The 22,402-nt window shown below is 66.7% G+C and carries 17 protein-coding genes and 3 rRNA genes; 11 read left to right on the forward strand and 9 right to left on the reverse strand.

Going from position 1 to position 22,402, the window contains the following annotated elements; all coding sequences use genetic code 11:
- Positions 1-33 precede the first annotated feature (33 nt).
- The 3 genes from ABFX55_RS14660 to ABFX55_RS14670 are packed head-to-tail and all read right to left on the reverse strand — an operon-like array spanning position 34 to position 1,519.
- On the reverse strand, positions 34-423 hold the full coding sequence (locus ABFX55_RS14660; RefSeq protein WP_346121301.1) for a hypothetical protein: 390 nt from the start codon (positions 421-423) through the stop codon (positions 34-36).
- Positions 424-479: 56 nt separating this feature from the next.
- Positions 480-893, reverse strand: a complete 414-nt coding sequence (locus ABFX55_RS14665) for an acyl-CoA thioesterase (RefSeq protein ID WP_346121303.1) — start codon at positions 891-893, stop codon at positions 480-482.
- Positions 894-895: 2 nt separating this feature from the next.
- Positions 896-1,519, reverse strand: coding sequence for a TetR/AcrR family transcriptional regulator (locus ABFX55_RS14670; protein ID WP_346121305.1), 624 nt, complete (start codon positions 1,517-1,519; stop codon positions 896-898).
- 73 nt (positions 1,520-1,592) lie between these two features.
- Between ABFX55_RS14670 and ABFX55_RS14675 the strand changes: the two genes are divergently transcribed.
- From ABFX55_RS14675 to ABFX55_RS14685, 3 genes are read left to right on the forward strand one after another with little or no spacing between them, the layout of a single operon-like run.
- Positions 1,593-2,210: a TetR/AcrR family transcriptional regulator gene (locus ABFX55_RS14675; RefSeq protein WP_346121307.1), complete on the forward strand. Its 618-nt coding sequence runs from the start codon at positions 1,593-1,595 to the stop codon at positions 2,208-2,210.
- Complete coding sequence (locus ABFX55_RS14680; protein ID WP_346121309.1) at positions 2,207-3,265, forward strand: acyltransferase family protein; 1,059 nt, start codon at positions 2,207-2,209, stop codon at positions 3,263-3,265. Before ABFX55_RS14675 ends, ABFX55_RS14680 begins: the two co-directional genes overlap by 4 nt.
- Positions 3,266-3,294: 29 nt before the next feature.
- Complete coding sequence (locus tag ABFX55_RS14685; RefSeq protein WP_346121311.1) at positions 3,295-4,782, forward strand: bifunctional phosphatase PAP2/diacylglycerol kinase family protein; 1,488 nt, start codon at positions 3,295-3,297, stop codon at positions 4,780-4,782.
- Between the two features lie 53 nt (positions 4,783-4,835).
- Here ABFX55_RS14685 and ABFX55_RS14690 read toward each other — a convergent pair whose 3' ends face one another.
- Positions 4,836-6,602 carry an AMP-dependent synthetase/ligase gene (locus ABFX55_RS14690; RefSeq protein ID WP_346121313.1) on the reverse strand — a complete coding sequence of 589 codons (1,767 nt, stop codon included), beginning with the start codon at positions 6,600-6,602 and terminating at the stop codon, positions 4,836-4,838.
- 155 nt (positions 6,603-6,757) lie between these two features.
- Here ABFX55_RS14690 and ABFX55_RS14695 point away from each other — a divergent pair, with 155 nt between their 5' ends.
- The 3 genes from ABFX55_RS14695 to ABFX55_RS14705 all read left to right on the forward strand — a co-directional run bounded on the left by ABFX55_RS14695 (position 6,758) and on the right by ABFX55_RS14705 (position 11,121).
- A complete protein-coding gene (locus ABFX55_RS14695) occupies positions 6,758-8,380 on the forward strand; it encodes a flavin monoamine oxidase family protein (protein WP_346121314.1) in 1,623 nt (540 codons plus the stop codon).
- Positions 8,381-8,584: 204 nt separating this feature from the next.
- Complete coding sequence (locus ABFX55_RS14700; protein WP_346121316.1) at positions 8,585-10,150, forward strand: ABC-F family ATP-binding cassette domain-containing protein; 1,566 nt, start codon at positions 8,585-8,587, stop codon at positions 10,148-10,150.
- Between the two features lie 38 nt (positions 10,151-10,188).
- Entirely contained in the window at positions 10,189-11,121 is a 933-nt protein-coding gene (locus ABFX55_RS14705; RefSeq protein WP_346121318.1) for a hypothetical protein, read from the forward strand.
- A gap of 65 nt (positions 11,122-11,186) precedes the next feature.
- Here the strand turns inward: ABFX55_RS14705 and ABFX55_RS14710 are convergent, their stop codons facing one another.
- Both ABFX55_RS14710 and ABFX55_RS14715 read right to left on the reverse strand, forming a co-directional pair.
- On the reverse strand, positions 11,187-11,471 hold the full coding sequence (locus ABFX55_RS14710; RefSeq protein ID WP_183659565.1) for a TFIIB-type zinc ribbon-containing protein: 285 nt from the start codon (positions 11,469-11,471) through the stop codon (positions 11,187-11,189).
- Between the two features lie 58 nt (positions 11,472-11,529).
- Complete coding sequence (locus ABFX55_RS14715) at positions 11,530-12,393, reverse strand: aminoglycoside phosphotransferase/kinase family protein (protein WP_346121320.1); 864 nt, start codon at positions 12,391-12,393, stop codon at positions 11,530-11,532.
- A 24-nt stretch (positions 12,394-12,417) separates the two neighbouring features.
- Between ABFX55_RS14715 and ABFX55_RS14720 the strand changes: the two genes are divergently transcribed.
- From ABFX55_RS14720 to ABFX55_RS14740, 5 genes are all read left to right on the forward strand, one after another.
- On the forward strand, positions 12,418-12,972 hold the full coding sequence (locus tag ABFX55_RS14720) for a P-loop nucleotide/nucleoside kinase family protein (RefSeq protein WP_346121322.1): 555 nt from the start codon (positions 12,418-12,420) through the stop codon (positions 12,970-12,972).
- 369 nt (positions 12,973-13,341) lie between these two features.
- Positions 13,342-14,863 (forward strand): 16S ribosomal RNA (locus tag ABFX55_RS14725).
- A 359-nt stretch (positions 14,864-15,222) separates the two neighbouring features.
- A 23S ribosomal RNA gene (locus ABFX55_RS14730) occupies positions 15,223-18,334 on the forward strand.
- Between the two features lie 58 nt (positions 18,335-18,392).
- Positions 18,393-18,509, forward strand: a 5S ribosomal RNA gene (rrf, locus tag ABFX55_RS14735).
- Together the 16S, 23S and 5S rRNA genes form the textbook arrangement of a ribosomal RNA operon.
- A 280-nt stretch (positions 18,510-18,789) precedes the next feature.
- Positions 18,790-19,278, forward strand: a complete 489-nt coding sequence (locus tag ABFX55_RS14740; RefSeq protein ID WP_346121324.1) for a DUF5946 family protein — start codon at positions 18,790-18,792, stop codon at positions 19,276-19,278.
- Positions 19,279-19,616: 338 nt separating this feature from the next.
- On the opposite strand, the gene ABFX55_RS14745 is transcribed toward ABFX55_RS14740, so the two are convergent.
- The 3 genes from ABFX55_RS14745 to ABFX55_RS14755 all read right to left on the reverse strand — a co-directional run bounded on the left by ABFX55_RS14745 (position 19,617) and on the right by ABFX55_RS14755 (position 21,861).
- A complete protein-coding gene (locus ABFX55_RS14745) occupies positions 19,617-20,222 on the reverse strand; it encodes a DUF1707 SHOCT-like domain-containing protein (protein WP_346121326.1) in 606 nt (201 codons plus the stop codon).
- A gap of 74 nt (positions 20,223-20,296) precedes the next feature.
- Positions 20,297-21,055 carry an ABC transporter permease gene (locus tag ABFX55_RS14750; RefSeq protein ID WP_346121328.1) on the reverse strand — a complete coding sequence of 253 codons (759 nt, stop codon included), beginning with the start codon at positions 21,053-21,055 and terminating at the stop codon, positions 20,297-20,299.
- Positions 21,052-21,861 (reverse strand): ABC transporter ATP-binding protein, encoded by an 810-nt coding sequence (locus ABFX55_RS14755; protein ID WP_346121330.1) that lies wholly within the window; start codon positions 21,859-21,861, stop codon positions 21,052-21,054. Before ABFX55_RS14755 ends, ABFX55_RS14750 begins: the two co-directional genes overlap by 4 nt.
- Positions 21,862-22,402 lie beyond the last annotated feature (541 nt).

Here is a 22,402-nt window from a genome sequence, read left to right on the forward strand (position 1 = left end):
GGCGGAGCTCCAGGCAGGCCGGGGCGCGAATTGTCACCCGGGGGGTTCGGAATACTCCACCCCGTGTGACCTGGCTTCCTCCCAGAGGTCAGGCGCTCCGCTCGTCAAGGTGGCCGAGACGAGCTCGCCCCTGCCCCGGTAGGCACGCATGATCGCGACATGGGCGGGCAGCCGCACGAAGGCCCTGAGGTCGGCCTCGGAGCGCCACACCGACACCGACCCGATGCGGCGCGCGCCAGGCTCGGCCCACAGCCACAGCCCGACCGCTCCCTCCAGCCCCGGCCACAGGCGGCTGAGCCGCCAGCCGGCCAGGCAGGCGCGAGGCAGGTGCGCGCCGCGGTGGAGGCGGAAGGCGGTGACGGCGACCACGACGGGATCCGCGCCTCTCGGCTCGGGCCCCGCGATCCACCGGGTTCTCCTCACGCGGACGCCCGTCGCGCCGCCCGCCGCCCCGCGGGAGCTCGGCCCGCCGTCCCTCCTCACGCCGCCAGGACCTGTGCGGCGTCGCGGATCTCCGGGCTGAAGGGGGTGGGGCGCAGCGTCGAGGGGTCGATGTTGACGTTGACCCTGCGGCCCTCGGCGTGGACGGTCTCGCCGTCGGGCGACAGGACGCGGAAGCCGTACACGCCGCTGGTGTTGCCCATCCGCTCGATCCAGAAGTGCACCAGCGGCTCGCCCACGCCCATGATCGGCACGTGGTAGGTGATCGTGAACTCGCGGACGGCGAAGAAGACGTCCTTGAAGCGGGAGCGGGCGGGGTCGAAGTTCCAGCCCTGCTCGGTCCAGAAGGCCGTGATGGCGCGCTCGACCAGGACGGAGTAGTGGGCGTTGTGCAGCAGGCCCATGGCGTCGAGGTCGTCGAAGTGCACCTGGACGGGGCGGGTGTGGGACAAGGTCAGTCCTCCGGAAGGAGTTCGGGTGTCGGTGAGAGCGCTCGCAGCCGGTCGAGGACGGCCCTGCGGGCGTGGGCGAATGCGGTGGGGCCGTCGCGCAGACGGGAGTGTGTGACGGCGGCCTCGCCCAGCGCCTCGATCTCGTATGCCAGCTGGGCCGGATCGGCGCGCAGCTCGCCCCTGTCGACGGCCTCCCTGACGGTGTGCTCCAGGTAGCCGAGCCAGTCGTTCATCGCCTGCGCGACCCGGTCCTTGACCGGGCCAGGCTTGTCGTCGAACTCGACCTGGGCGACGAAGAAGAAGCAGCCGCCCGGCAGGACGCCGTCCCTGTAGAAGGCGAGCCTGGCCTCGTGCAGGGCGAAGACCCTGCGCACGCCCTTCGGCGCGGCGGAGGCGGGGACGATGACGTGCTCCACCCACTGCCGCGCGGCCCACTCGACCGCGTCGAGCTGCAGTTCCTCCTTGTCGCGCCAGTGCGCGAAGAAACCTGACTTGCTGACCCCCGCGGCCTCGGCGAGCCTGCCCAGGCTGAGCCCGCCCAGGCCGTCGACCGAGGCCAGCGCCACCGCGCTGCCGAGAATCGCCTCGCGGCTGCGCTGCCCGCGCACCCTGCGCCCGTCTGCCATACGTCCACGCTAACACAATATGACCGATCGGTCGTATTTATTCTTTCCTGTCCAAGCGTGCTAAATTTTGGCCATGCGGTCAGAAAATGAGGCGAGCGGCCAGAAACCGCGATCCTTCATCGAGCAGGCGCGCCGCGCCCAGATCATGGCCTCGGCCATCGAGGTCATCGCCGAGGTGGGCTTCGCCAAGGCCTCCCTCGCCCTCATCGCCAAGCACGCGGGCATCAGCAAGGGCGTCATCTCCTACCACTTCGCAGGAAAGGACGAGCTCATGGAGCAGGTCGTCGACCACGTCTACTCGGGCATCGCCGACTTCGTCCTGGCCAGGATGGAGGGGGAGAGCACGGCCACGGGGCTGCTGCGCACCCATCTCCTCACCGTCGCCGAGCACATGCGCGACCACCGCGTCCAGCTCATGGCGCTGGGGGAGATCTTCCACAACCTCCGGCTGCCCGACGGCTCACCCCGCTACGGCATCACCGCCAACGAGGAACTGTACGAGTCGCTGGAGCGCATCTACCGCTTCGGCCAGGAGAGCGGCGAGTTCCGGCCGTTCGACACCCGCGTCATGGCGATCACCCACTCCTCGGCGGTGGACAACATGTTCGCCTACTGGGCGGCCTACCCCCAGCACGACCTCGACGCCCACGCCAGGGAACTGGTCGAGATCTTCCTCAGGGCGGTCCGATGAAGCGCCTGGCCTACGTCGACAACCTGCGCGTCGCCCTCACCGTGCTGGTCGTCCTGCACCACGTCGCCGTCACCTACGGCAACATCCCCGTCTGGTACTACGTGGAGACCGCCCAGGACCCCTCCGGGCTCGCCCTCGACGTCCTGGTCATGTTCGACCAGGCCTTCTTCATGGGCTTCTTCTTCCTGCTGTCCGGCTTCTTCACCCCCGGCTCCTACGACCGCAAGGGCGGCCGCCCGTTCCTCAGGGACCGGCTGGTACGGCTCGGCATCCCCCTGCTCGTCTTCCTCCTGCTGCTGAGGCCGCTGGTCACATTCGGCATCTACAGGGAGATGGACCTGCCGTACTGGCAGTTCTACCTCGCCTCCTGGGACCCGGGCCCGATGTGGTTCGTGGAGGTGCTGCTCGTCTTCGTCGCCGTCTACGCGCTCGTCCGCCGCTACGGCAGGACCCCACGCCCCGTGCCCCAGGGCGCGCCGGGGCTCGCGGCGATCGCCGGGTACACGCTCGCGCTGGCGGCCGCCACGTTCCTGTGGCGCCTGGTCGTGCCCACCGGCCTGTACGTGCCGGTGCTCGGCCTGCCGACGCCCTCGCACCTGCCCCAGTACGTCAGCATGTTCGTCCTCGGCGTGCTGGCCTTCAGGCACGGCTGGTTCGACGCGCTGTCCAGGAGGGCGGGCAGGCTCGGCTTCGCGGCGGCGGCGGCCTGCTCGCTGGTGCTGCTGCCCGTCCGGTTCGCGACCCAGGGCATGCCGTCGGAGCTGGCGGCGGCGACGTGGGAGGCGGTGTTCGCGGTGGGGATCACCATCGGCCTGCTGGTGACCTTCCGCGAGCGCTTCAACCGGCAGGGGCCGCGCGGCAGGTTCCTGTCCGACCAGGCCTACACCGTCTACTTCATCCACCCCGTCGTGCTGGTCGGCCTCTCCTACGCCTTCAGCGGGCTGCACGCGGCCGCGATCGTCAAGTTCGCCGTCGTCGCCGTTCTCGCCCTGCCGCTGTGCTGGGGCCTGGCCTACCTGGTGCGTTCCCTGCCGGGGGCCAAACGCGTCCTGTAAACGTCGGCGAAGCTGGGCAAGAGATACACATGCGACTCCGATCACGCCTGAACCGGCTCGACAAGCACCTGTACGCCTCCGTCGCGCAGGCCAGGCTGCCCGGCTTCGAGCGCGTCCTGCCGCCGCTGTCGCGGGCCGCCGACAACGCCCTGCTCTGGGCGGGCATCGCGGGCGGGTTCGCCCTCAGCGGCAGGCGGCGCCTGCGCAGGGCGGCCACCAGAGGGCTGCTGGCGGTGAGCCTCGCCAGCCCCCTGGTCAACCTGGCGGGCAAGCAGGCCTTCGCCCGCAAACGCCCCGTCGCCGACTCGCTGCCCCTGACCAGGCTGCTCAGGATGCCGCTGTCGGCCTCCTTCCCCTCGGGACACTCCGCCTCGGCGGCGGCCTTCGCCACCGCCGTCGCGCTGGAGGCCCCCGCCGTCGTCGCCGCGCCCGTCGCGCTGCTCGCCGGAGCGGTGTGCTTCTCCCGCGTCTACACCGGTGTCCACTACCCGGGCGACGTGCTGGCCGGCGTCGCCATCGGCGTGGCCACCGGCCTGCTCACCCGCCGCATCTGGCCCGAGGCGGGGGAGGCGGGCAGGGCCAGAGCCTCGGCCACGGCCCCCTCCTTCGACCTCGACCCCCTGGGCGACGGCCTCGCCGTCGTGGTCAACCAGGAGGCGAGCGAGGCGGCACGCACCCTGCGCGAGGCCTTCCCCCGCGCGGAGTTCGTCCCGCTGGAGTCCATGGACAAGGCCGAGGGCAAGGCGCTGGCCGTCGCGGGCGGCGACGGGACCGTCAACAGGGGCGCCCTGGCAGCCCTCGAGCATGGACGCCCCCTGCTGGTCGTCCCCGCCGGCACGCTCAACCACTTCGCCACCGAGCTGGGCATCGAGGACGCCGACGACGCCGTCGCCGCCTACAGGGGAGGCGACCTGGTCGCGGTCGACGTGGGCGAGGTGGCGGGAGGCGTCTTCGTCAACAACGCCAGCGTCGGCATCTACCCCGAGCTCGTCGACCGGCGCGAGGCCAGGCAGAAACGCATCGGCAAGTGGCCCGCGCTGCTGTGGGCGCTGGCTGAGGTGCTGGGCCGCGACGCGGCGCCCTTCGACGTGGTCGTTGACGGCGTGCCGTACAGGGCGTGGCTGCTGTTCGTGGGCAACTGCAAGTACGGCTCACGCGGCGCCGCCCCGGGACGGCGGGTCCGGCTGGAGGACGGGGTGCTGGACATCAGGCTGATGACCGCCGCCCGCACACTGCCCAGGGTGCGCGCCTTCGGCAGCGTGGTGGCCGGACGGCTCGGCCTGTCGCGCCACTACCGCCAGTGGCAGGCCGACACGGTGCGGGTCGAGACACCGTCGGGGGAGATACGGCTGGCCCGCGACGGCGAGACGCTCACCGCCCACGGCCCCCTCGTCTTCACCAAACGCCCCCCGCTCCCTCCACGTCTTCAGATGACCTCCAGCATGTGGCCGGGTCTTTCCGGCATCTGGAACCGCCGTCTCGCACGGGGCGCGGGCCGGGCTTCCCGGTGCCCGTGAAGACCCCCGGCCCGCGTCCAGGAGAGGGCGCGGGCTCGGTCTTCTCCGGGACCTCAGATGAGGTTGGCGTTCTTGTAGAAAGCGTCCAGCGTGTCGCCGAAGTGCTGTTCCACGACCTTGCGCTTCACCTTCAGGCTCGGCGTCAGCTCCCCGGTCTCCACCGAGAAGTCCGTCCCCAGGATCGCGAACTCCTTGACCGTCTCGTAGCTGGCCAACGTCTGGTTGACCTGCTTGACCGCCTTCGCGACCTCTTCCCTCATCCGGGGATGCTCGCGCAGCTTCTCCGCCTCGTCGGGCAGCCCCTCGGCCGCCGCCCACGGCTTGACGACCTCCATGTCCAGCGTCACCAGCGCGGTGCAGAAGTTGCGCCTGTCGCCGTGGACGAAGACGTGCGACAGGTACGGGCACGCCGCCTTGATGCGACCCTCGATGTAGGTCGGCGCGACGTACTTCCCGCCCGAGGTCTTGATCAGCTCCTTCTTGCGGTCGGTGATGAGCAGCCGCCCCGTGTCGTCCAGTTCGCCGATGTCGCCGGTGCGCAGCCACCCGTCGTCGAGCGTCGCGGCCGTCTCCTCGGGCAGGCCGTGGTAGCCCCGCATGACGCCGCGCCCGCCGATGAGGACCTCGCCGTCCTCGGCGATGCGCACCTCGGTGCCGGGCAGCGGGGGCCCCACCGTGCCGAACCTCACGCTGTCGGGCCTGTTGAGGAAGCTGCCCGCCGACGACTCCGTGAGGCCGTACCCCTCGAGGATCGTCAGCCCCGCGCCGTCGAAGAACTCGGCGATGTCCTGCGACAGGGGGGCCGAGCCCGAGATGAAGTAGCGGATGCGCCCGCCGAAGCGGGCCCGCAGCTTGCCGAAGACCAGCCGGTCGGCGAGTGCGTACTCCAGCCTCGTGGTCAGCGGGATCGCCGACCCTCGCTGGCGGGCCTTGCTGACCCTGATGCCCGTCTGCTTGGCCCACTCGAAGATGCGCAGCTTGGCCCCGCCCTCGCGGCGCACGGTCGCGGCCACCGTGTTGTGGATCTTCTCGAAGATGCGCGGCGCGGCGGCCATGAAGGTGGGCCGCAGCTCGCCCAAATTCTCGGCGATCTTGTCGAGGCGGCCGTCGATCGCGGTCGGCACGCCGATGTCGATCATGACGACCTGCAGCAGCTTGCCGAACGAGTGCGACAGCGGCAGCCACAGGTAGTGCAGGTCGTCGGGGCCGATGAGGTCGATCTTGCGGACCGCCTCCGCGGCGTAGAGCCAGTTGTCGTGGGTCAGCTCGACGCCCTTGGGCCTGCCGGTGGTGCCCGAGGTGTAGATGAGCGTCGCCAGGTCCTCTTCCTTGATCGAGTCGACCATGGCGTCGAAGTCGCCCTCGCCGCTGACCTGGTCGAGCGGGATGACCCAGCCGTCGTTGCTCGCGGTGCCGTCGACGACGAGCACGTGGCGCAGGCCCGGCATCTCGTCGCGGACCGAGACCAGCTTGGCGACCTGGTCGTCGTTCTCGGCGACCACCAGCGTGCTGCCCGAGTCGTTGATCACGAACGCGCACTCGGCGGCGGTGTTGGAGGGATAGATCGTCGTGGTGGCCGCGCCCGTGGCGAGCACCGCCAGATCGGTGAGGACCCATTCGAGCCTGGTCGAGCAGAGGATGGAGACGCGCGACTCGGCGCTCGCGCCGAGACCGGCCAGGCCGAGGGCCAGCGGGCGGACTCGCTCGCCCACCTCGGCCCACGTCAGCGAGGCCCAGCCCGATCCCGCTGGATGGCGATAGGCCTCGGCGTCGGGCGTGGCCTTGATCCGGTCGCGCAGCAGAGAGGGAATGCTGGACATTCCTGACCTCCGGTGAGGGGTGACGGCTTGGTGCGCACTCTAGGCCGAACGCAGTGTGTCAGTCGATGGTCCTGATCGGTTACGTTGTGCCGACTGTTCGGTGAACACCTCCGTCTTCACTCTGGCGACAACACCAACAGGAAGGCGCACCCTCCATGCCTCGCACCGCCGCACTGCGCGCCCTGCAGCGCATCGCCGCCGATCACCACGCCGCCCGCCGCCTGGGCATGCCCGTCGAGGAGGTGCGCGGGCTCGGCCGCCGCGAGCTGCTCAGGCGCGCCGCCCTCGCCGGTCTGGGCGCGACCGCCTTCGCCGCCACCCCGGCCGCGGCCCTCGCCGACGTCGTCGCAGACGCTCCCAAGCCGCCGCTCAGGCCCGCCAGGATCGCGGTCGTCGGCGCGGGGATCGCGGGCCTGACCGCCGCGCTCACCCTGCGCGACGCGGGGGCCGAGCCCGTCGTCTACGAGTCGAACACCCGGGTGGGCGGCCGGATGTACACCCAGCGCTCGCTCTGGCTGAACGGCCAGACCTCCGAGATCGGCGGAGAGCTCATCGACGTCGAGCACAAGAAGATGCTCCAGCTGTGCCGCCGCTTCGGCCTCGGCACCGTCAACTTCGCGGGCTCGGGACCCAACGGCGCCGAGGAGGTCCTGCACGTCAACGGCCACTACTACCCGCGCTCACAGGCTGACGCCGACTTCAAGGAGATGTACCAGGACCTCCACGCCGACCTCATGGCCGCGGGCGAGGTCATGTGGAACAACGCCACGCCTGAGGGCATCGCACTGGACAACATGTCCATCCGCGAGTGGATCGACTCGCGCGTGCCGGGCGGTTACGCCTCCGACCTGGGCAGGTTCCTCGACGTCGCCTACAACGTGGAGTACGGGGCCGAGACCACCGACCAGTCGTCCCTCGCGCTGGTCCTGCTGCTCGGCTACCAGCCCAACCCCGGCCACTTCAACGTCTGGGGCCTGTCGGACGAGCGCTACCACATCGTGGGGGGCAACGACCAGCTCCCTCAGGCCATCGCCGCCTCGCTCCCCTCAGACAGCGTGCGGACCGGATGGCGGCTGCTGGCCGTACGGGCCAATGCCGACGGCACGCAGACGCTCACCTTCGACGGCGGCAGGACGGTCACCGCCGACCACACCGTCCTCACCGTGCCGCTGCCGATCCTGCAGGGCCTCGACCTGTCGAGGGCGGGCTTCGACGCCAGGATGACCAACCTGCTGCGTGACGCCCGCATGGGCCACGTCACCAAGCTCAACATGCAGTTCTCCACCCGCCCCTGGCTCGGCACGGGACCGTGGGACGGGGTGTCGGCCGGCGACTGCTTCACCGACCAGCCGTGGCAGCAGTGCTGGGACACCACCAAGGCGCAGGCCGGCGCCACCGGCGTCCTCATCCAGTACGGCGGAGGCGCCGCCGCCCGCGCGCTCGACCCCTCCACGGCCTTCCCCACCCACACCGACCCCTACGTCCGCGCCCTCGCGGGCTCGGTGCTCGACGGCATCGACACCGTCTTCCCCGGCACCAGGGCCCAGTGGAACGGCAGGGCCCAGCTGTCGGCCTGGCACAAGAACCCGCACGCGCTCGGCGCCTACTCGTACTGGCCCGTCGGCTACCTGCACAGGTACGCCGGGTACGAGGGCGTGCCCCAGGGCAACGTGCACATCGCGGGCGAGCACACCTCCTACGACTTCCAGGGCTTCATGAACGGCGGCGCCACAGAGGGGGCGCGCGCGGCCAACGAGGTGATCGCCAGACTCCGGTGATCACCCTTGCGCGAGGATCTCCGGTCGCGTAACCTTCCTGGGTCGTATCACCGAGCCGTGGAGGCTGTTGACGTGAGGTTCTGAGGTCGCGGGCACCGCGCCGTTCCGCCCTGTCTCTGGGCACGTGCGCACCTGGACCTCGGGCGTCTTCGCGGTGGTTCCCGCCATGTCACAAAGTTTCGACTTTTCTGACGGGAGCCTTCCATGTCATTCTCCGTGGTGATCGACCATGTCTCGTACGGCTGGCCCGACGGGACCCAGGTGCTCGACGGCCTCGACGTCGCCTTCCCCGCCGGCCGTACCGGCCTGATCGGAGCCAACGGCTCGGGCAAGTCCACCCTGCTCAAGCTGGTGGCGGGGGAGCTCACCCCCGCCTCCGGCACGGTCAGCGTGGCGGGCAGGGTGGGCTACCTGCCGCAGAACCTGCCCATGCGCGCCGAGCTCACCGTCTCCGACCTGCTCGGCATCAGCGCGACCAGGGCCGCGCTGCACGCGATCGAGTCGGGCGACGTGCGCGAGGAGCACTTCGCCACCGTCGGCGACGACTGGGACGTGGAGCAGCGCGCCCTCGGCGCGCTGTCCTCGCTCGGGCTCGGCGGCATCGGCCTGGACCGCACGGTGGCGACCCTGTCGGGCGGCGAGGCCGTCATGGCGGGGCTGGCCGCGCAGTTCCTGCGCAGGCCCGACGTGCTGCTGCTCGACGAGCCCACCAACAACCTCGACCTGTCGGCAAGGCAGCGCCTCCACGCAGCCGTCGGCGCGTGGCAGGGCGTGCTGCTGGTGGTCAGTCACGACAGGGCGCTGCTCGAACAGGTCGACCAGATCGCCGAGCTGCGCGAGGGGAGCGTGCGCGTGTACGGCGGCAACCTGTCCGACTACGAGCGCATGCTCGAAGCCGAACAGCAGACGGCCGAGCGCCTGGTCAGGACGGCGGAGGCGGACGTGCGCCGCCAGCGCCGCGAGCTGCTCGACGCCCGCACCAAGCTGGACCGCAGGGTGCGCTACGGCGCGAAGATGTACGCCAACAAGCGCGAACCGAAGATCATCATGCAGGCGCGCAAGCGCGAGGCCCAGGTGTCGGCGGGCAAGCACCGCATCATGCACACCGAGAAACTGGAGGAGGCGCGTGAACGGCTGAGCGAGGCCGAACAGGCCGTGCGGGACGACGCGGAGATCCGCATCTCGCTGCCCGAGACCGAGGTGCCCGCGGGACGGATGGTCCTGTCGTTCGACCTGCTGGGCCGCACCGGCATGGAGCGCCTCGAGGTGCGAGGACCTGAGCGGATCGCCCTGCTCGGGCCGAACGGCTCGGGCAAGACCACGCTGCTCAGGGCCATCGTCGAGGCGGGCGCGCAGGTGCCGGTCAGCTACCTGCCGCAGCGGCTCGACCTGCTGGACGAGTCGCTGAGCGTGGTCGGCAACGTGCGGGCGCACGCCCCCACCGCCTCGCCCAACCAGGTGCGCGCCCGCCTGGCGCGCTTCCTGTTCAGGGGCGCGAGAGCCGAGCAGCCGGTGGGCACGCTGTCGGGCGGCGAGCGGTTCAGGGCGACGCTGGCAGCGCTGCTGTCGGCCGAGCCGCCGCCCCAGCTGCTCCTGCTGGACGAGCCGACCAACAACCTCGACCTGGCCAGCGTCAGACAGCTGTCGCAGGCGCTGGCCGCCTACCGGGGCGCGTTGATAGTGGCCAGCCACGATCTGCCGTTCCTGGAGGAGCTCGGGATCACCCGATGGCTCCAGCAGGATCGCGACAGTGGACTGACCGAACCGTAAATTGACGGCAGGGGATCAGCCGGGCGATAGTGTGGCAGATGGTTGCCCCCCGGTTGATCTCCTGCACGCTCGCCGTGGCGATGCTGGCGTTGACGGCCTGCACCTCCACGGTCCAGGGCCAGGGGGAGCCGACGCCATCGAACGCCGCCTCGACCGGCGAGGCCACCCCTGCCGCGCTCACCGCCGACGCCTACAGGCAAGCGCTGGGCGAGCATCGCGACGGCGTCCGCGAGGCGCTCTCCCAGGTGGCCTCGGCCAGGAGCATCAAGACGCTCGACGCCCGTGTGGAACGTGCCGAAGAGACCCTCCGCGGCGCTTCGGAGAGCCTGTCGGCCCTCGCGCCCCCTGTGGAGGCCAGGGTCCAGCACGAGGCGTACGTCGCCAGCCTGCGCGCTTTCACCACCGAGCTCGGCACCACCCTGGGCAGGGTGGGATCCATGACGGTCTGCACGGCGGGCGGCGTGTTCGCCGACGTGTCGGGCAAGCTGCAGATGCTCGACCAGACGGGAAAGGCGCTGCGGGCGCTCGGCGACTACCCGGCCGACGTCGTGCCGGTGAAGGCGGCGAAGAAGCAGAACAGGCGCCTGGCCAACGGCACGTTCCTGCGCAGCGGGCGGCGCGACGGGCGAGGCTCCCTGCAGATCGACAACGGCGCCTCCCGCGACGCGGTGGTCACCGTGCTGCGCGGCAAGGCCAAGGCGTTCAGCGTCTACGTGCGCAAGAAGTCGTCGTTCAAGGTGCGAGGGGTTCGCGACGGGTCGTACGAGGTCTTCTTCACCCACGGGGCCGACTGGGACGGGCGCGCCTTCTCCCGCACCTGCAGCTTCGAGCGGTTCGAGAAGTCGGTGCGGTTCAGGACGACCTACACCTCCACCCAGATCAGGTGGCACGACTGGCGCGTCACCCTCCACACGGTGAACGGCGGCAACGCCCCCACCAAGGCGGTCGACCCTGGATCCTTCCCCGGCTGACCCTCCGGCGCGCGACATGGGAAGGGCCGCGGCCTCTGTCGAGGTCGCGGCCCTTTCACCAGGTCCTAGGAGGAGAACAGCATCCCGAGGAAGCTGTCCTTCTTGCGCCGGTGACCGTAGTGCCCGCCACCGTAGTGCGGAGCGGGCGCGCCCCAAGCGGGAGCCCCGTGCGCGGGAGCTCCGTGCGCGGGAGGCGCGGCGGGCGGGGTGTGGTACTGGGACTCCATGCGAGTCAGGGTCTCCAGCTCGCCGTAGTCCAGGAAGATCCCTCGGCAGTTCTCGCACTGCTCGATGTGGACCCCGTTGCGCTCATAAGTCCGCATGCTTCCGCGGCACTTGGGGCACTGCATCAGGTTGATCTCCTTGCCCTTGGGCGGGATTTTCCTCGGTCGTGCGTGCGCCACTATGTCAGCCTTGCCTGAGGCCGACAATCCTGCCGCACGACTGGACCAACGATTGCTCCACCTCGTCCAGTTCCCGCTCCTCGGCTTCGGCATGGCCGACTGCCACGGCGGCGAGCTGGACGGTCAGCGCCCTGGCGGGAAGGTCGAGCCGCGCCCACGGGTCGGCCGGATCGAGCGCGGGACCGCCCGAGGCCAGGTAGGAGTCGAGGAAGCGGCTCCAGAGCTCGGGTTCGAGCAGTCCGGCCGCGAACCAGGCGGCGGGTCTTGCCAGGTCCCACGCGGGATCGCCGGTGCCCAGGTCGTCCACGTCGATCAGGAGCCACCTGTCGCCCCTTCTCACCAGCTGCCCCAGGTGCCAGTCGCCGTGGGTGAGCAGGCGGGGGACGGGCTCGGGGTCGGGGAGGGCGGCGTACGCCCGCCGTACCGTCCGCTGGGCGGCGCCGTGCCCCGGCATCGCCTCCACCGCCCGCGCCATCCGCGCGGGCCCGGCCGCGTCGGGCAGCGGCGGCATCATCGTCAGCGGTACGGCGTGCAGGCGCGCCAGCAGTCGCGCGCCCTCCTCCCACGGAGCGGCGTCGGGATCGTCACGGCCGACGGGCACGCCGGTGGGCCAGACGGTCACCGCCCTGTCGCCCACTGTGCGCACCTCGGGATCGAGCGAGGTCAGCAGCAGGCCGGTCAGCGCCGGAGCGTTCGCGGCCCTCAACCGCATCCGCAGGAGGTCGGGATCGTCGCGGACCGAGTGCGCCTTGACGACCACCTCGCCGCGGCGGACGACCACCACGTCGCTTCTGGTGGGATGGGTGACGGGCTCGCCTGTCCCGCCGTACGCGCCGGCCATGCGCGCCAGCTCTGCCTCGAGATCCACCCGCAAAGACTATGAGGTGATTCGGTGCCCATCTCCCCGAGTACACAGGCCGATCCCGCTTCGGGAGGCCGCGCTGCGGGAGGCTCTGCTTCCGGAGACTCCGTTCGGCTGGTTCTGCTCTGTGGGTTGCCGGGCTCGGGTAAGACGACGCTGGCCAGACAGTTGGCCGAGGAGCTGCCCGCCGTGCGGCTGTGCCCCGACGAGTGGCTGACGGAGCTGGCAATCGATCTGTTCGACGAGGAGGCGCGCGACCTGCTGGAGCGGCAGCTGTGGCGGCACGCTCTCGAGCTGCTCGCGCTCGGGACGAGCGTGATCCTCGAATACGGCTTCTGGGGCAGGGCGGAGAGGGACGAGAAACGACGCGGCGCGCGAGCGCTCGGCGTCCCCGTCGAACTTCGCTACCTGGACGTGCCGATGGAGGAGCTGTGCCGCAGGGTCGAGGCGAGATCCGCGGCAGGGGGCCGGGGCACGGTGGCGCTCACCGAGGCCATGATGGCGGGGTACGCGGCTCTCTTCCAGGCTCCCGACGCGGACGAACTGTCCCTCTTCGACACCTGTGACCGGAATGGCGGACGTTGATTTGACGGGTGGCGGAGGCGTACATAGAGTTCACCAGTCCCACCCAGCCGGCGTTGGCCGTCGGCTGCCCTCCTCGGGCCGGTTCGACAGAAATCAAATGTCGAAGTAAGTTTGAGGGGTTGCCCCGGAAACGGGGCGTCGGAATTCCCGATGATTTCTCGGAAAGAGTCAATTTGACTCCGACCGGGGGAGCTGAAAGAATAAAGACATAACGAAGCGAGTGCCACCGGGTAGGTGACGGTGAATGCGTCCGTTTCTTGAGAACTCAACAGTGTGTTAAAAGCCAGTGCATGATGCACAACCCCGTCCATTGGACGGATTCCTTTGGTTGGAACATTCATGTTTCAGCCGGGAGAAATTCTCAAACATTGTTTGGAGAGTTTGATCCTGGCTCAGGACGAACGCTGGCGGCGTGCTTAACACATGCAAGTCGAGCGGAAAGGCCCTTCGGGGTACTCGAGCGGCGAACGGGTGAGTAACACGTGAGCAACCTGCCCCTGACTCTGGGATAAGCCCGGGAAACTGGGTCTAATACCGGATACGACCGCCCCCGGCATCGGGTGGTGGTGGAAAGTTTTTTCGGTTGGGGATGGGCTCGCGGCCTATCAGCTTGTTGGTGGGGTAGTGGCCTACCAAGGCGACGACGGGTAGCCGGCCTGAGAGGGCGACCGGCCACACTGGGACTGAGACACGGCCCAGACTCCTACGGGAGGCAGCAGTGGGGAATATTGCGCAATGGGCGAAAGCCTGACGCAGCGACGCCGCGTGGGGGATGACGGCCTTCGGGTTGTAAACCTCTTTCAGCAGGGACGAAGTTGACGTGTACCTGCAGAAGAAGCGCCGGCTAACTACGTGCCAGCAGCCGCGGTAATACGTAGGGCGCAAGCGTTGTCCGGAATTATTGGGCGTAAAGAGCTCGTAGGTGGCTTGTCGCGTCTGCCGTGAAAGCTCGCAGCTTAACTGCGGGTCTGCGGTGGATACGGGCTGGCTAGAGGTAGGTAGGGGAGAACGGAATTCCTGGTGTAGCGGTGAAATGCGCAGATATCAGGAGGAACACCGGTGGCGAAGGCGGTTCTCTGGGCCTTACCTGACGCTGAGGAGCGAAAGCGTGGGGAGCGAACAGGATTAGATACCCTGGTAGTCCACGCTGTAAACGTTGGGCGCTAGGTGTGGGGATCTTCCACGATCTCCGTGCCGGAGCTAACGCATTAAGCGCCCCGCCTGGGGAGTACGGCCGCAAGGCTAAAACTCAAAGGAATTGACGGGGGCCCGCACAAGCGGCGGAGCATGTTGCTTAATTCGACGCAACGCGAAGAACCTTACCAAGGCTTGACATCGCCCGGAAAGCTGCAGAGATGTGGCCCTCTTCGGACTGGGTGACAGGTGGTGCATGGCTGTCGTCAGCTCGTGTCGTGAGATGTTGGGTTAAGTCCCGCAACGAGCGCAACCCTTGCTCCATGTTGCCAGCAGGCGCTTCGGCGTGCTGGGGACTCATGGGGGACTGCCGGGGTCAACTCGGAGGAAGGTGGGGATGACGTCAAGTCATCATGCCCCTTATGTCTTGGGCTGCAAACATGCTACAATGGCCGGTACAGAGGGTTGCGATACCGTGAGGTGGAGCGAATCCCTAAAAGCCGGTCTCAGTTCGGATTGGGGTCTGCAACTCGACCCCATGAAGTCGGAGTCGCTAGTAATCGCAGATCAGCAACGCTGCGGTGAATACGTTCCCGGGCCTTGTACACACCGCCCGTCACGTCACGAAAGTCGGCAACACCCGAAGCCCGTGGCCCAACCAGCTTGCTGGGGGGAGCGGTCGAAGGTGGGGCTGGCGATTGGGACGAAGTCGTAACAAGGTAGCCGTACCGGAAGGTGCGGCTGGATCACCTCCTTTCTAAGGAGCACCGACTGATCTTTGATCGGTCTACGTCGAGGTCATCAGCGAACGTCTGATGCTCGGCAGCTCATTAGTGGAGCACTGGCTACTCAACCAGGTTTGGTTGCCTGCGGGTTAGTACCGCCTTCTTCGGAGGGAGTGGGAACGGCCGTGAGGGGGCTTGGACTGGTTGGACACACTGTTGGGTCCTGAGGAAACGGACCGGATCGTAGGGGCCACCCGCTGCGGGTTTCGCATGGTGGCCTGATCCGTCTGTTCCACCTCATACAGGGCCAGCGAAGAACCATCATTGTGTGGTTTGGAGTTGGTTGCTGTTTGTTGTTTGAGATTTGCATAGTGGACGCGAGCATCTTTGTGGCCAAGTTTTTTAGGGCACACGGTGGATGCCTTGGCATCAGGAGCCGATGAAGGACGTGGGAGGCTGCGTTAAGCCTCGGGGAGTCGCCAACCAGACGTTGATCCGGGGATGTCCGAATGGGGAAACCTAGCACCAGTCATGTGGTGTTGCCTCCGCCTGAATGTATAGGGCGGTTGGTGGTAACGCGGGGAAGTGAAACATCTCAGTACCCGTAGGAAGAGAAAACAACAGTGATTCCGTGAGTAGTGGTGAGCGAAAGCGGATGAGGCTAAACCGGGCATGTGTGATAGCCGGCAGGCGTTGCATGTTCGGGGTCGTGGGACCCTCTGGTGGTTTCTGCCGAGACCACAAACAGTGAGAAACCTGTCTGATAGTTGAAGCCTCTGGGAAGGGGCGCCGTAGACCGTGAGAGCCGGGTAGGCGAAATCGGATGGGCTGTTTGAGGGGATCCCAAGTAGCACGGGGCCCGAGAAATCCTGTGTGAATCTGCCAGGACCACCTGGTAAGCCTAAATACTCCCTGATGACCGATAGTGCACTAGTACCGTGAGGGAAAGGTGAAAAGTGCCCCGGTGAGGGGTCGTGAAATAGTACCTGAAACCGTGTGCCTACAAGCCGTAGGAGCTTAGCTGGGCTTGCTCAGCTGTGATGTGACTGCGTGCCTTTTGAAGAATGAGCCTGCGAGTTATGGTGTGTGGCGAGGTTAACCCGTGTGGGGGAGCCGTAGCGAAAGCGAGTCTGAATAGGGCGTTTGAGTCGCATGCTGTAGACCCGAAGCGGAGTGATCTACGCATGGGCAGGTTGAAGCGAGGGTAAGACCTCGTGGAGGACCGAACCCACCAGGGTTGAAAACCTGGGGGATGACCTGTGTGTAGGGGTGAAAGGCCAATCAAACTCCGTGATAGCTGGTTCTCCCCGAAATGCATTTAGGTGCAGCGTCACGTGTTTCTTGCCGGAGGTAGAGCACTGGATGGCCGATGGGCCCGACAAGGTTACTGACGTCAGCCAAACTCCGAATGCCGGTAAGTGAGAGCGTGGCAGTGAGACTGCGGGGGATAAGCTCCGTAGTCGAGAGGGAAACAGCCCAGATCACCGACTAAGGCCCCTAAGCGTGTGCTAAGTGGGAAAGGATGTGGAGTCGCAGAGACAACCAGGAGGTTGGCTTAGAAGCAGCCACCCTTGAAAGAGTGCGTAATAGCTCACTGGTCAAGTGATTCCGCGCCGACAATGTAGCGGGGCTCAAGTACACCGCCGAAGTCGTGGCATTGATGAGAACTTGTTCTTGTTGATGGGTAGGGGAGCGTCGTGCAGCCGGCGAAGCAGCAGAGTGATCTAGTTGTGGAGGCTGTGCGAGTGAGAATGCAGGCATGAGTAGCGAATGCAGGGTGAGAAACCCTGCCGCCGAATGACCAAGGGTTCCTGGGCCAGGCTAATCCGCCCAGGGTAAGTCGGGACCTAAGGCGAGGCCGACAGGCGTAGTCGATGGACAACGGGTTGATATTCCCGTACCCGCTTTAACACGCCCATATCGAACCTCGTGATGCTAAGAGTCCTTAAGCCCCGCAGCGTCCTTCGGGACAAGTGGTGAGGCTGAACGCTCGATCCGATCGGGTAGTAGGTAAGCGATGGGGTGACGCAGGAAGGTAGTCCAACCCAGGCGATGGTTGTTCCTGGGGTAAGCATGTAGGGAGTGTCGTAGGCAAATCCGCGACGCATTGATCCTGAGATGTGATGCCGAGCCGATTGTGGCGAAGTGGATGATCCTATGCTGCCGAGAAAAGCCTCTAGCGAGTGTTGTGGCGGCCCGTACCCTAAACCGACTCAGGTGGTCAGGTAGAGAATACCAAGGCGATCGGGTGAACTGTGGTTAAGGAACTCGGCAAATTGCCCCCGTAACTTCGGGAGAAGGGGGACCTCTGCTGGTGACGAAACTAGCTTTCTGAGCTGGTGGGGGTCGCAGTGGCCAGGGGGAAGCGACTGTTTACTAAAAACACAGGTCCGTGCGAAGTCGTAAGACGATGTATACGGACTGACGCCTGCCCGGTGCCGGAACGTTAAGGGGACCGCTTAGCTGTGGCAACACAGCGAAGGTGAGAACTTAAGCGCCGGTAAACGGCGGTGGTAACTATAACCATCCTAAGGTAGCGAAATTCCTTGTCGGGTAAGTTCCGACCTGCACGAATGGCGTAACGACTTCCCCGCTGTCTCAACCGCAGACCCGGCGAAATTGCACTACGAGTAAAGATGCTCGTTACGCGCAGCAGGACGGAAAGACCCCGGGACCTTCACTACAGCTTGACATTGGCGTTTGGAACGTCTTGTGTAGGATAGGTGGGAGACTGTGAAGCTCGGACGCTAGTTCGGGTGGAGTCATTGGTGAAATACCACTCTGGTCGTTTTGAACGTCTAACTCTGGTCCGTGATCCGGATCGGGGACAGTGTCTGGTGGGTAGTTTAACTGGGGCGGTTGCCTCCTAAAGAGTAACGGAGGCGCCCAAAGGTTCCCTCAGCCTGGTTGGCAATCAGGTGTTGAGTGTAAGTGCACAAGGGAGCTTGACTGTGAGACTGACGGGTCGAGCAGGAGCGAAAGCTGGGACTAGTGATCCGGCGGTGGCATGTGGAAGCGCCGTCGCTCAACGGCTAAAAGGTACCCCGGGGATAACAGGCTGATCTTCCCCAAGAGTCCATATCGACGGGATGGTTTGGCACCTCGATGTCGGCTCGTCGCATCCTGGGGCTGGAGTAGGTCCCAAGGGTTGGGCTGTTCGCCCATTAAAGCGGTACGCGAGCTGGGTTTAGAACGTCGCGAGACAGTTCGGTCCCTATCCGCTGCGCGCGCAGGAGACTTGAAAGGGGCTGTCCCTAGTACGAGAGGACCGGGACGGACGAACCTCTGGTGTGCCAGTTGTACCGCCAGGTGCACGGCTGGTTGGCTACGTTCGGAAGGGATAACCGCTGAAAGCATCTAAGCGGGAAGCTCGCCTTGAGATGAGGTCTCCCACCACGTTGTGTGGGTAAGGCTCCCGGTAGACGACCGGGTTGATAGGCCGGAGGTGGAAGCACGGTAACGTGTGGAGCTGACCGGTACTAATAGGCCGAGGACTTGACCACAAAGCTTTTTGCTCGCGTCCACTAGGCAATTCTGAGACAACAAATGGTCTCGTAGGGTTGCGGCGGTTATAGCGTAGAGGAAACACCCGGTTACATTCCGAACCCGGAAGTTAAGCTCTGCAGCGCCGATGGTACTGCACTCGGGAGGGTGTGGGAGAGTAGGTCGCCGCCGCGCAATCTTTGTATGGAAGGGCTTCACCCGTTGGGTGGGGCCCTTTCTGCATTTCTGGGGTCTTCTGTTCTACGGCAGGCGAGGTAGGCGGCACCGAGGCCGGGTAGCGGGTACCGGCCGCGCCTCTGACTGCCGTTGCCCACGCGCAATCCTGCTTGCGATACGCCAGCCGCACTTTGTGGACTGCGGGGTCTCAGGGTCTGCAGGATCATAGCCCGGTAGGACTTGGGACAAGTCCGAAATCCGGTCGACAGGGTTGTTGCCGGCCACCTATGTTGCACCCATGCCAGACAGCCTCATCATGGGTCAGTGCGACTGCGGTGCACCTGCCGGCCCACTGGGTGTGTGCGCGGACTACTACCACGCAATCCTGGCTGAAGAGCAGGCTGATCCTGAGATGTACAGGTGGCACGCGCCTGTGGTCTGCGCGTATCTCCTGCAGCATCCTTCCGAAGGTCATGAGAAGTACCTCGACGGTCAGTTCCGCCAACTGCAGCTCTACGTGGACAAGGGCCTTGACGCGCTGCTTCGCGTGGCCGCTCATCAGGTGGCACGGAACAATCACAGGGCGCGGTCGGGCTATGACATGACGCCATTGGCAACGTACGCGCCGCTGCCGCTGGGTGGATCTCCCCGGCATTTCCGCGCCACGTTCTGTGAGTTGCCGTTCAGTGACGGCAGCTTCGTCTCTGATGGGCATCTGGCATACGGGCGCCGTATCGAAACCATCGCCGAAGCGACGCTGGAGGCATGGGGATCCGTCCAGGCCTGACACTCGAAGTCCAACACAACCCCTCAACATCGGGGGTGTTGCATCGACCTGTTGAACCCAAGCACTGTCCGGGCGGCCCTTTTGGCGGCAGCCTCACGACCGGACGGCGGCCAGGTCGTGGTGCACTAAAGAAGTCGTGGCGCACTGACGAAGCTGTCGCCGGCATCGCGCCGGCGGGGACTGCCGCCGGCGCGATCACCCAGGGTTTAGGGGATGAGCAGAAAGAACGGTTCGTCGTCGGCGGTGTCGTCGTTGACGACAAGCCCTAGCACGGCGGCGCGCCCGCACCAAGCGCGAGGTGTCAGGCCTGGATACCGCGGTATCCAGGCCCTGCCGCGTCACCGGGGCGGCGCCTGCCACCGGGTGTCGAGCCGGCCGTGCCGCATTCGGCCTACCAAGCGGACCTGCAGTGTCTCCGGCGTGTGGTCGCCCGCGTCTCTGCTGATCGCCAGCATGCTGTGCCGCACCGACAGCTCGTTGGCGTCCACCACCATGCCTGGCGCGAGGACCAACTCCACGTTGCCGCCGCGCACCCGCAGCTCGATGACCAGCTCGGGGGCGCTGCGCACCGCGCTGGTCAGGTCCAGCATCACGTCGCACCACGCGGTGCGCAGCGCCAGCCGGTACGGCAGCGTCCACCGGCCCTCACGGCGCACCGAGCCGTGACGCTCATTGATGGTGAGCAGTTCGGCGGCCGGCTCGGCCGGTGTCCCGGCGAACGGCAGGGTGAGTGCGCCGCCGCCGACTGGCACCGCGATCAGATCGGCGATGAGCGGGGCCAGCGCGTCGATGGTGCGGGCTGCCAGCGCCGCGTCCAGCCGCTCGTCGAACTCGACCGGGTCGAGCCTGCCGTCGGCGACGGCGACGCGCAGCCGTTCGATGACCAGGTCGCGGTCCGCGTCGGACGCGCGCAGCGCGGGTGAGCTGGGCGGATCTGCCGGCATCCGGCCTCCTCCGTGGCGAGGTGGTGGCACCGCGCCACCGAAGTTGTTGGCTGATGGGTCAAGGAGACAGCTGCCTAGGCGATCTTGCGGCGGTAGGTGTTCATGGCGAAGAGGTACGCGACGATGAGGAGGCCGACACACCAGCCGAGGGCGATCCAGATGTCGGTGCCGACCGGCTGCTGGGTGAACAGGTCACGGATGGCGTTGACGATGGACGTGACCGGCTGGTTCTCGGCGAAGACGCGCACCGGGCCGGGCATGGTGTCGGTGGGCACGAAGGCCGAGCTGATGAACGGCAGGAAGATGAGCGGGTAGGAGAACGCGCTCGCGCCATCCGCGGACTTCGCGGTGAGACCGGGGATCACGGCCAGCCACGTCAGCGCCATGGTGAACAGGATCAGGATGCCGGCGACCCCGAGCCACGCCAGCACTCCCGCCCCCGAGCGGAAGCCCATGAGCAGGGCGACGAGCACGACCACCACGAGCGAGATCAGATTGGCGACGAGCGAGGTCAGCACGTGCGCCCACAGCACGGACGACCGCGCGATCGGCATGGACTGGAATCGCTCGAAGATGCCGCTCTTCATGTCCAGGAAGAGCCGGAACGCGGTGTAGGCGATGCCCGAAGCGATCGTGATGAGCAGAATGCCGGGCAACAGGTAGTTAACATACGAATCCCCTGTTTTGATCGCGCCGCCGAACACGTAGACGAACAGCAGCAGAAACGCGATCGGCATGATCGTGGTCGTGATGATGGTGTCCATGCTGCGCGTGATGTGGCGCAGGGATCGTCCCAGCAGGACGGTGGTGTCGCCGAAGAAATGCTTGGTCATCGGTGTTCCTTACTCGTTCGTGCCGACGTCGTGTCCTTGCCGTTGGCGCCGACGAGCGAGAGGAAGACGTCCTCGAGGGTCGGCTGCTTTTCGATGTATTCGACCTTGGCGGGCGGGAGCAACTGCTTGAGCTCGGCGAGGGTGCCGTTCACGATGATCCGGCCCTCGTGCAGGATCGCGATCCGGTCGGCGAGCTGCTCGGCCTCGTCCAGATACTGCGTGGTGAGCAGCACAGTCGTGCCGTTCGTGGCGAGTTCCTTGACGGCCTGCCACACCTCGATGCGCGCCTGGGGGTCGAGCCCGGTCGTGGGCTCGTCGAGGAAGATGACCGGCGGATTCCCGATGAGACTCATCGCGATGTCGAGGCGGCGGCGCATGCCACCCGAATACGTCGACACCTTCCGCGCGCCCGCGTCGGTCAGCGAGAAACGGGCGAGCAGGTCATCGGCGATCTTGCCCGGATCCTTGAGGTGTCGCAGCCGGGCGACCAGCACGAGGTTCTCCCGCCCGCTGAGGATCTCGTCGACGGCGGCGAACTGTCCCGTCAGGCTGATCGACTCCCGCACCTCCGCCGGTTGCCTGGCGACGTCGAAGCCGTGGACGCTGGCCGTGCCCGCGTCGGCCTTGAGCAGCGTGGACAGGATCTTCACCACCGTGGTCTTGCCGGCCCCGTTCGAGCCGAGCAGGGCGAAGATGCTGCCCCGCGCCACGTCGAAGTCCACGCCGCGCAGCACCTGCAGCTCCTTGTACGACTTCTGCAAGCCCTGCACGTGGATCACAGGCCCTCGGACCCCATTGGCTGTCATTCAGATATCCGTTCTCTGTTTCGTCGCGGCTTGTCGGACCGTGACGCGATCGGTGGCGTTGGCCAGCCGTTCCTGACCCTGCGGGTGGTTCGTAAGTAACGCCTCGGCGAACTCCACCGGGGCCTCCCCGACGACTTCGCGGAGCGGGATTCGTCCGCCGCGCTCTGCTCGAGCAGAGCGGCGAGATCCTCCAGCATCGCCAGCAAGGTGTCCGCCTCATCCGACGGCCTTAACCGACGGCCCGAAGAACTGCAGGTACCGCTGCAGCGCATCGGTCGCCGGGTGAGAGGAGAGGGGAAGCCGCTGCTAGTGCGCCTTGCATGGCCGATACCACCGCTTGTCCTCGCTCGGCCCGGTGACCGTCTCCAGGTACTACCGGTAGCGCCGCTCCGGCTCGCTCGGCCCGGTGACCGTCTCCAGGTACTACCGGTAGCGCCGCTCCGGCTCGCTCGGCCTGGTGACCGTCTCCAGGTACTACCGGTAGCGCCGCTCCGGCTCGCTCGGCCCTGCGGCCACGGCTACTTGCTTCCTTCGCGGAGCT

Origin of the sequence: Nonomuraea roseola (assembly GCF_039535395.1) — a bacterium.
Lineage (GTDB): Bacteria > Actinomycetota > Actinomycetes > Streptosporangiales > Streptosporangiaceae > Nonomuraea > Nonomuraea roseola.

Excerpts from the sequence above, each read along its gene's own strand:
- ABFX55_RS14670 (WP_346121305.1), bottom strand. The coding sequence starts at position 1,519 with ATGGCAGACGGGCGCAGGGTGCGCGGGCAGCGCAGCCGCGAGGCGATT.
- ABFX55_RS14675 (WP_346121307.1), top strand. The coding sequence starts at position 1,593 with ATGCGGTCAGAAAATGAGGCGAGCGGCCAGAAACCGCGATCCTTCATC.
- ABFX55_RS14680 (WP_346121309.1), top strand. The coding sequence starts at position 2,207 with ATGAAGCGCCTGGCCTACGTCGACAACCTGCGCGTCGCCCTCACCGTG.
- ABFX55_RS14685 (WP_346121311.1), top strand. The coding sequence starts at position 3,295 with ATGCGACTCCGATCACGCCTGAACCGGCTCGACAAGCACCTGTACGCC.
- ABFX55_RS14690 (WP_346121313.1), bottom strand. The coding sequence starts at position 6,602 with ATGTCCAGCATTCCCTCTCTGCTGCGCGACCGGATCAAGGCCACGCCC.
- ABFX55_RS14695 (WP_346121314.1), top strand. The coding sequence starts at position 6,758 with ATGCCTCGCACCGCCGCACTGCGCGCCCTGCAGCGCATCGCCGCCGAT.
- ABFX55_RS14700 (WP_346121316.1), top strand. The coding sequence starts at position 8,585 with ATGTCATTCTCCGTGGTGATCGACCATGTCTCGTACGGCTGGCCCGAC.
- ABFX55_RS14705 (WP_346121318.1), top strand. The coding sequence starts at position 10,189 with ATGGTTGCCCCCCGGTTGATCTCCTGCACGCTCGCCGTGGCGATGCTG.
- ABFX55_RS14710 (WP_183659565.1), bottom strand. The coding sequence starts at position 11,471 with ATGCAGTGCCCCAAGTGCCGCGGAAGCATGCGGACTTATGAGCGCAAC.
- ABFX55_RS14740 (WP_346121324.1), top strand. The coding sequence starts at position 18,790 with ATGCCAGACAGCCTCATCATGGGTCAGTGCGACTGCGGTGCACCTGCC.
- ABFX55_RS14745 (WP_346121326.1), bottom strand. The coding sequence starts at position 20,222 with ATGCCGGCAGATCCGCCCAGCTCACCCGCGCTGCGCGCGTCCGACGCG.
- ABFX55_RS14750 (WP_346121328.1), bottom strand. The coding sequence starts at position 21,055 with ATGACCAAGCATTTCTTCGGCGACACCACCGTCCTGCTGGGACGATCC.
- ABFX55_RS14755 (WP_346121330.1), bottom strand. The coding sequence starts at position 21,861 with ATGACAGCCAATGGGGTCCGAGGGCCTGTGATCCACGTGCAGGGCTTG.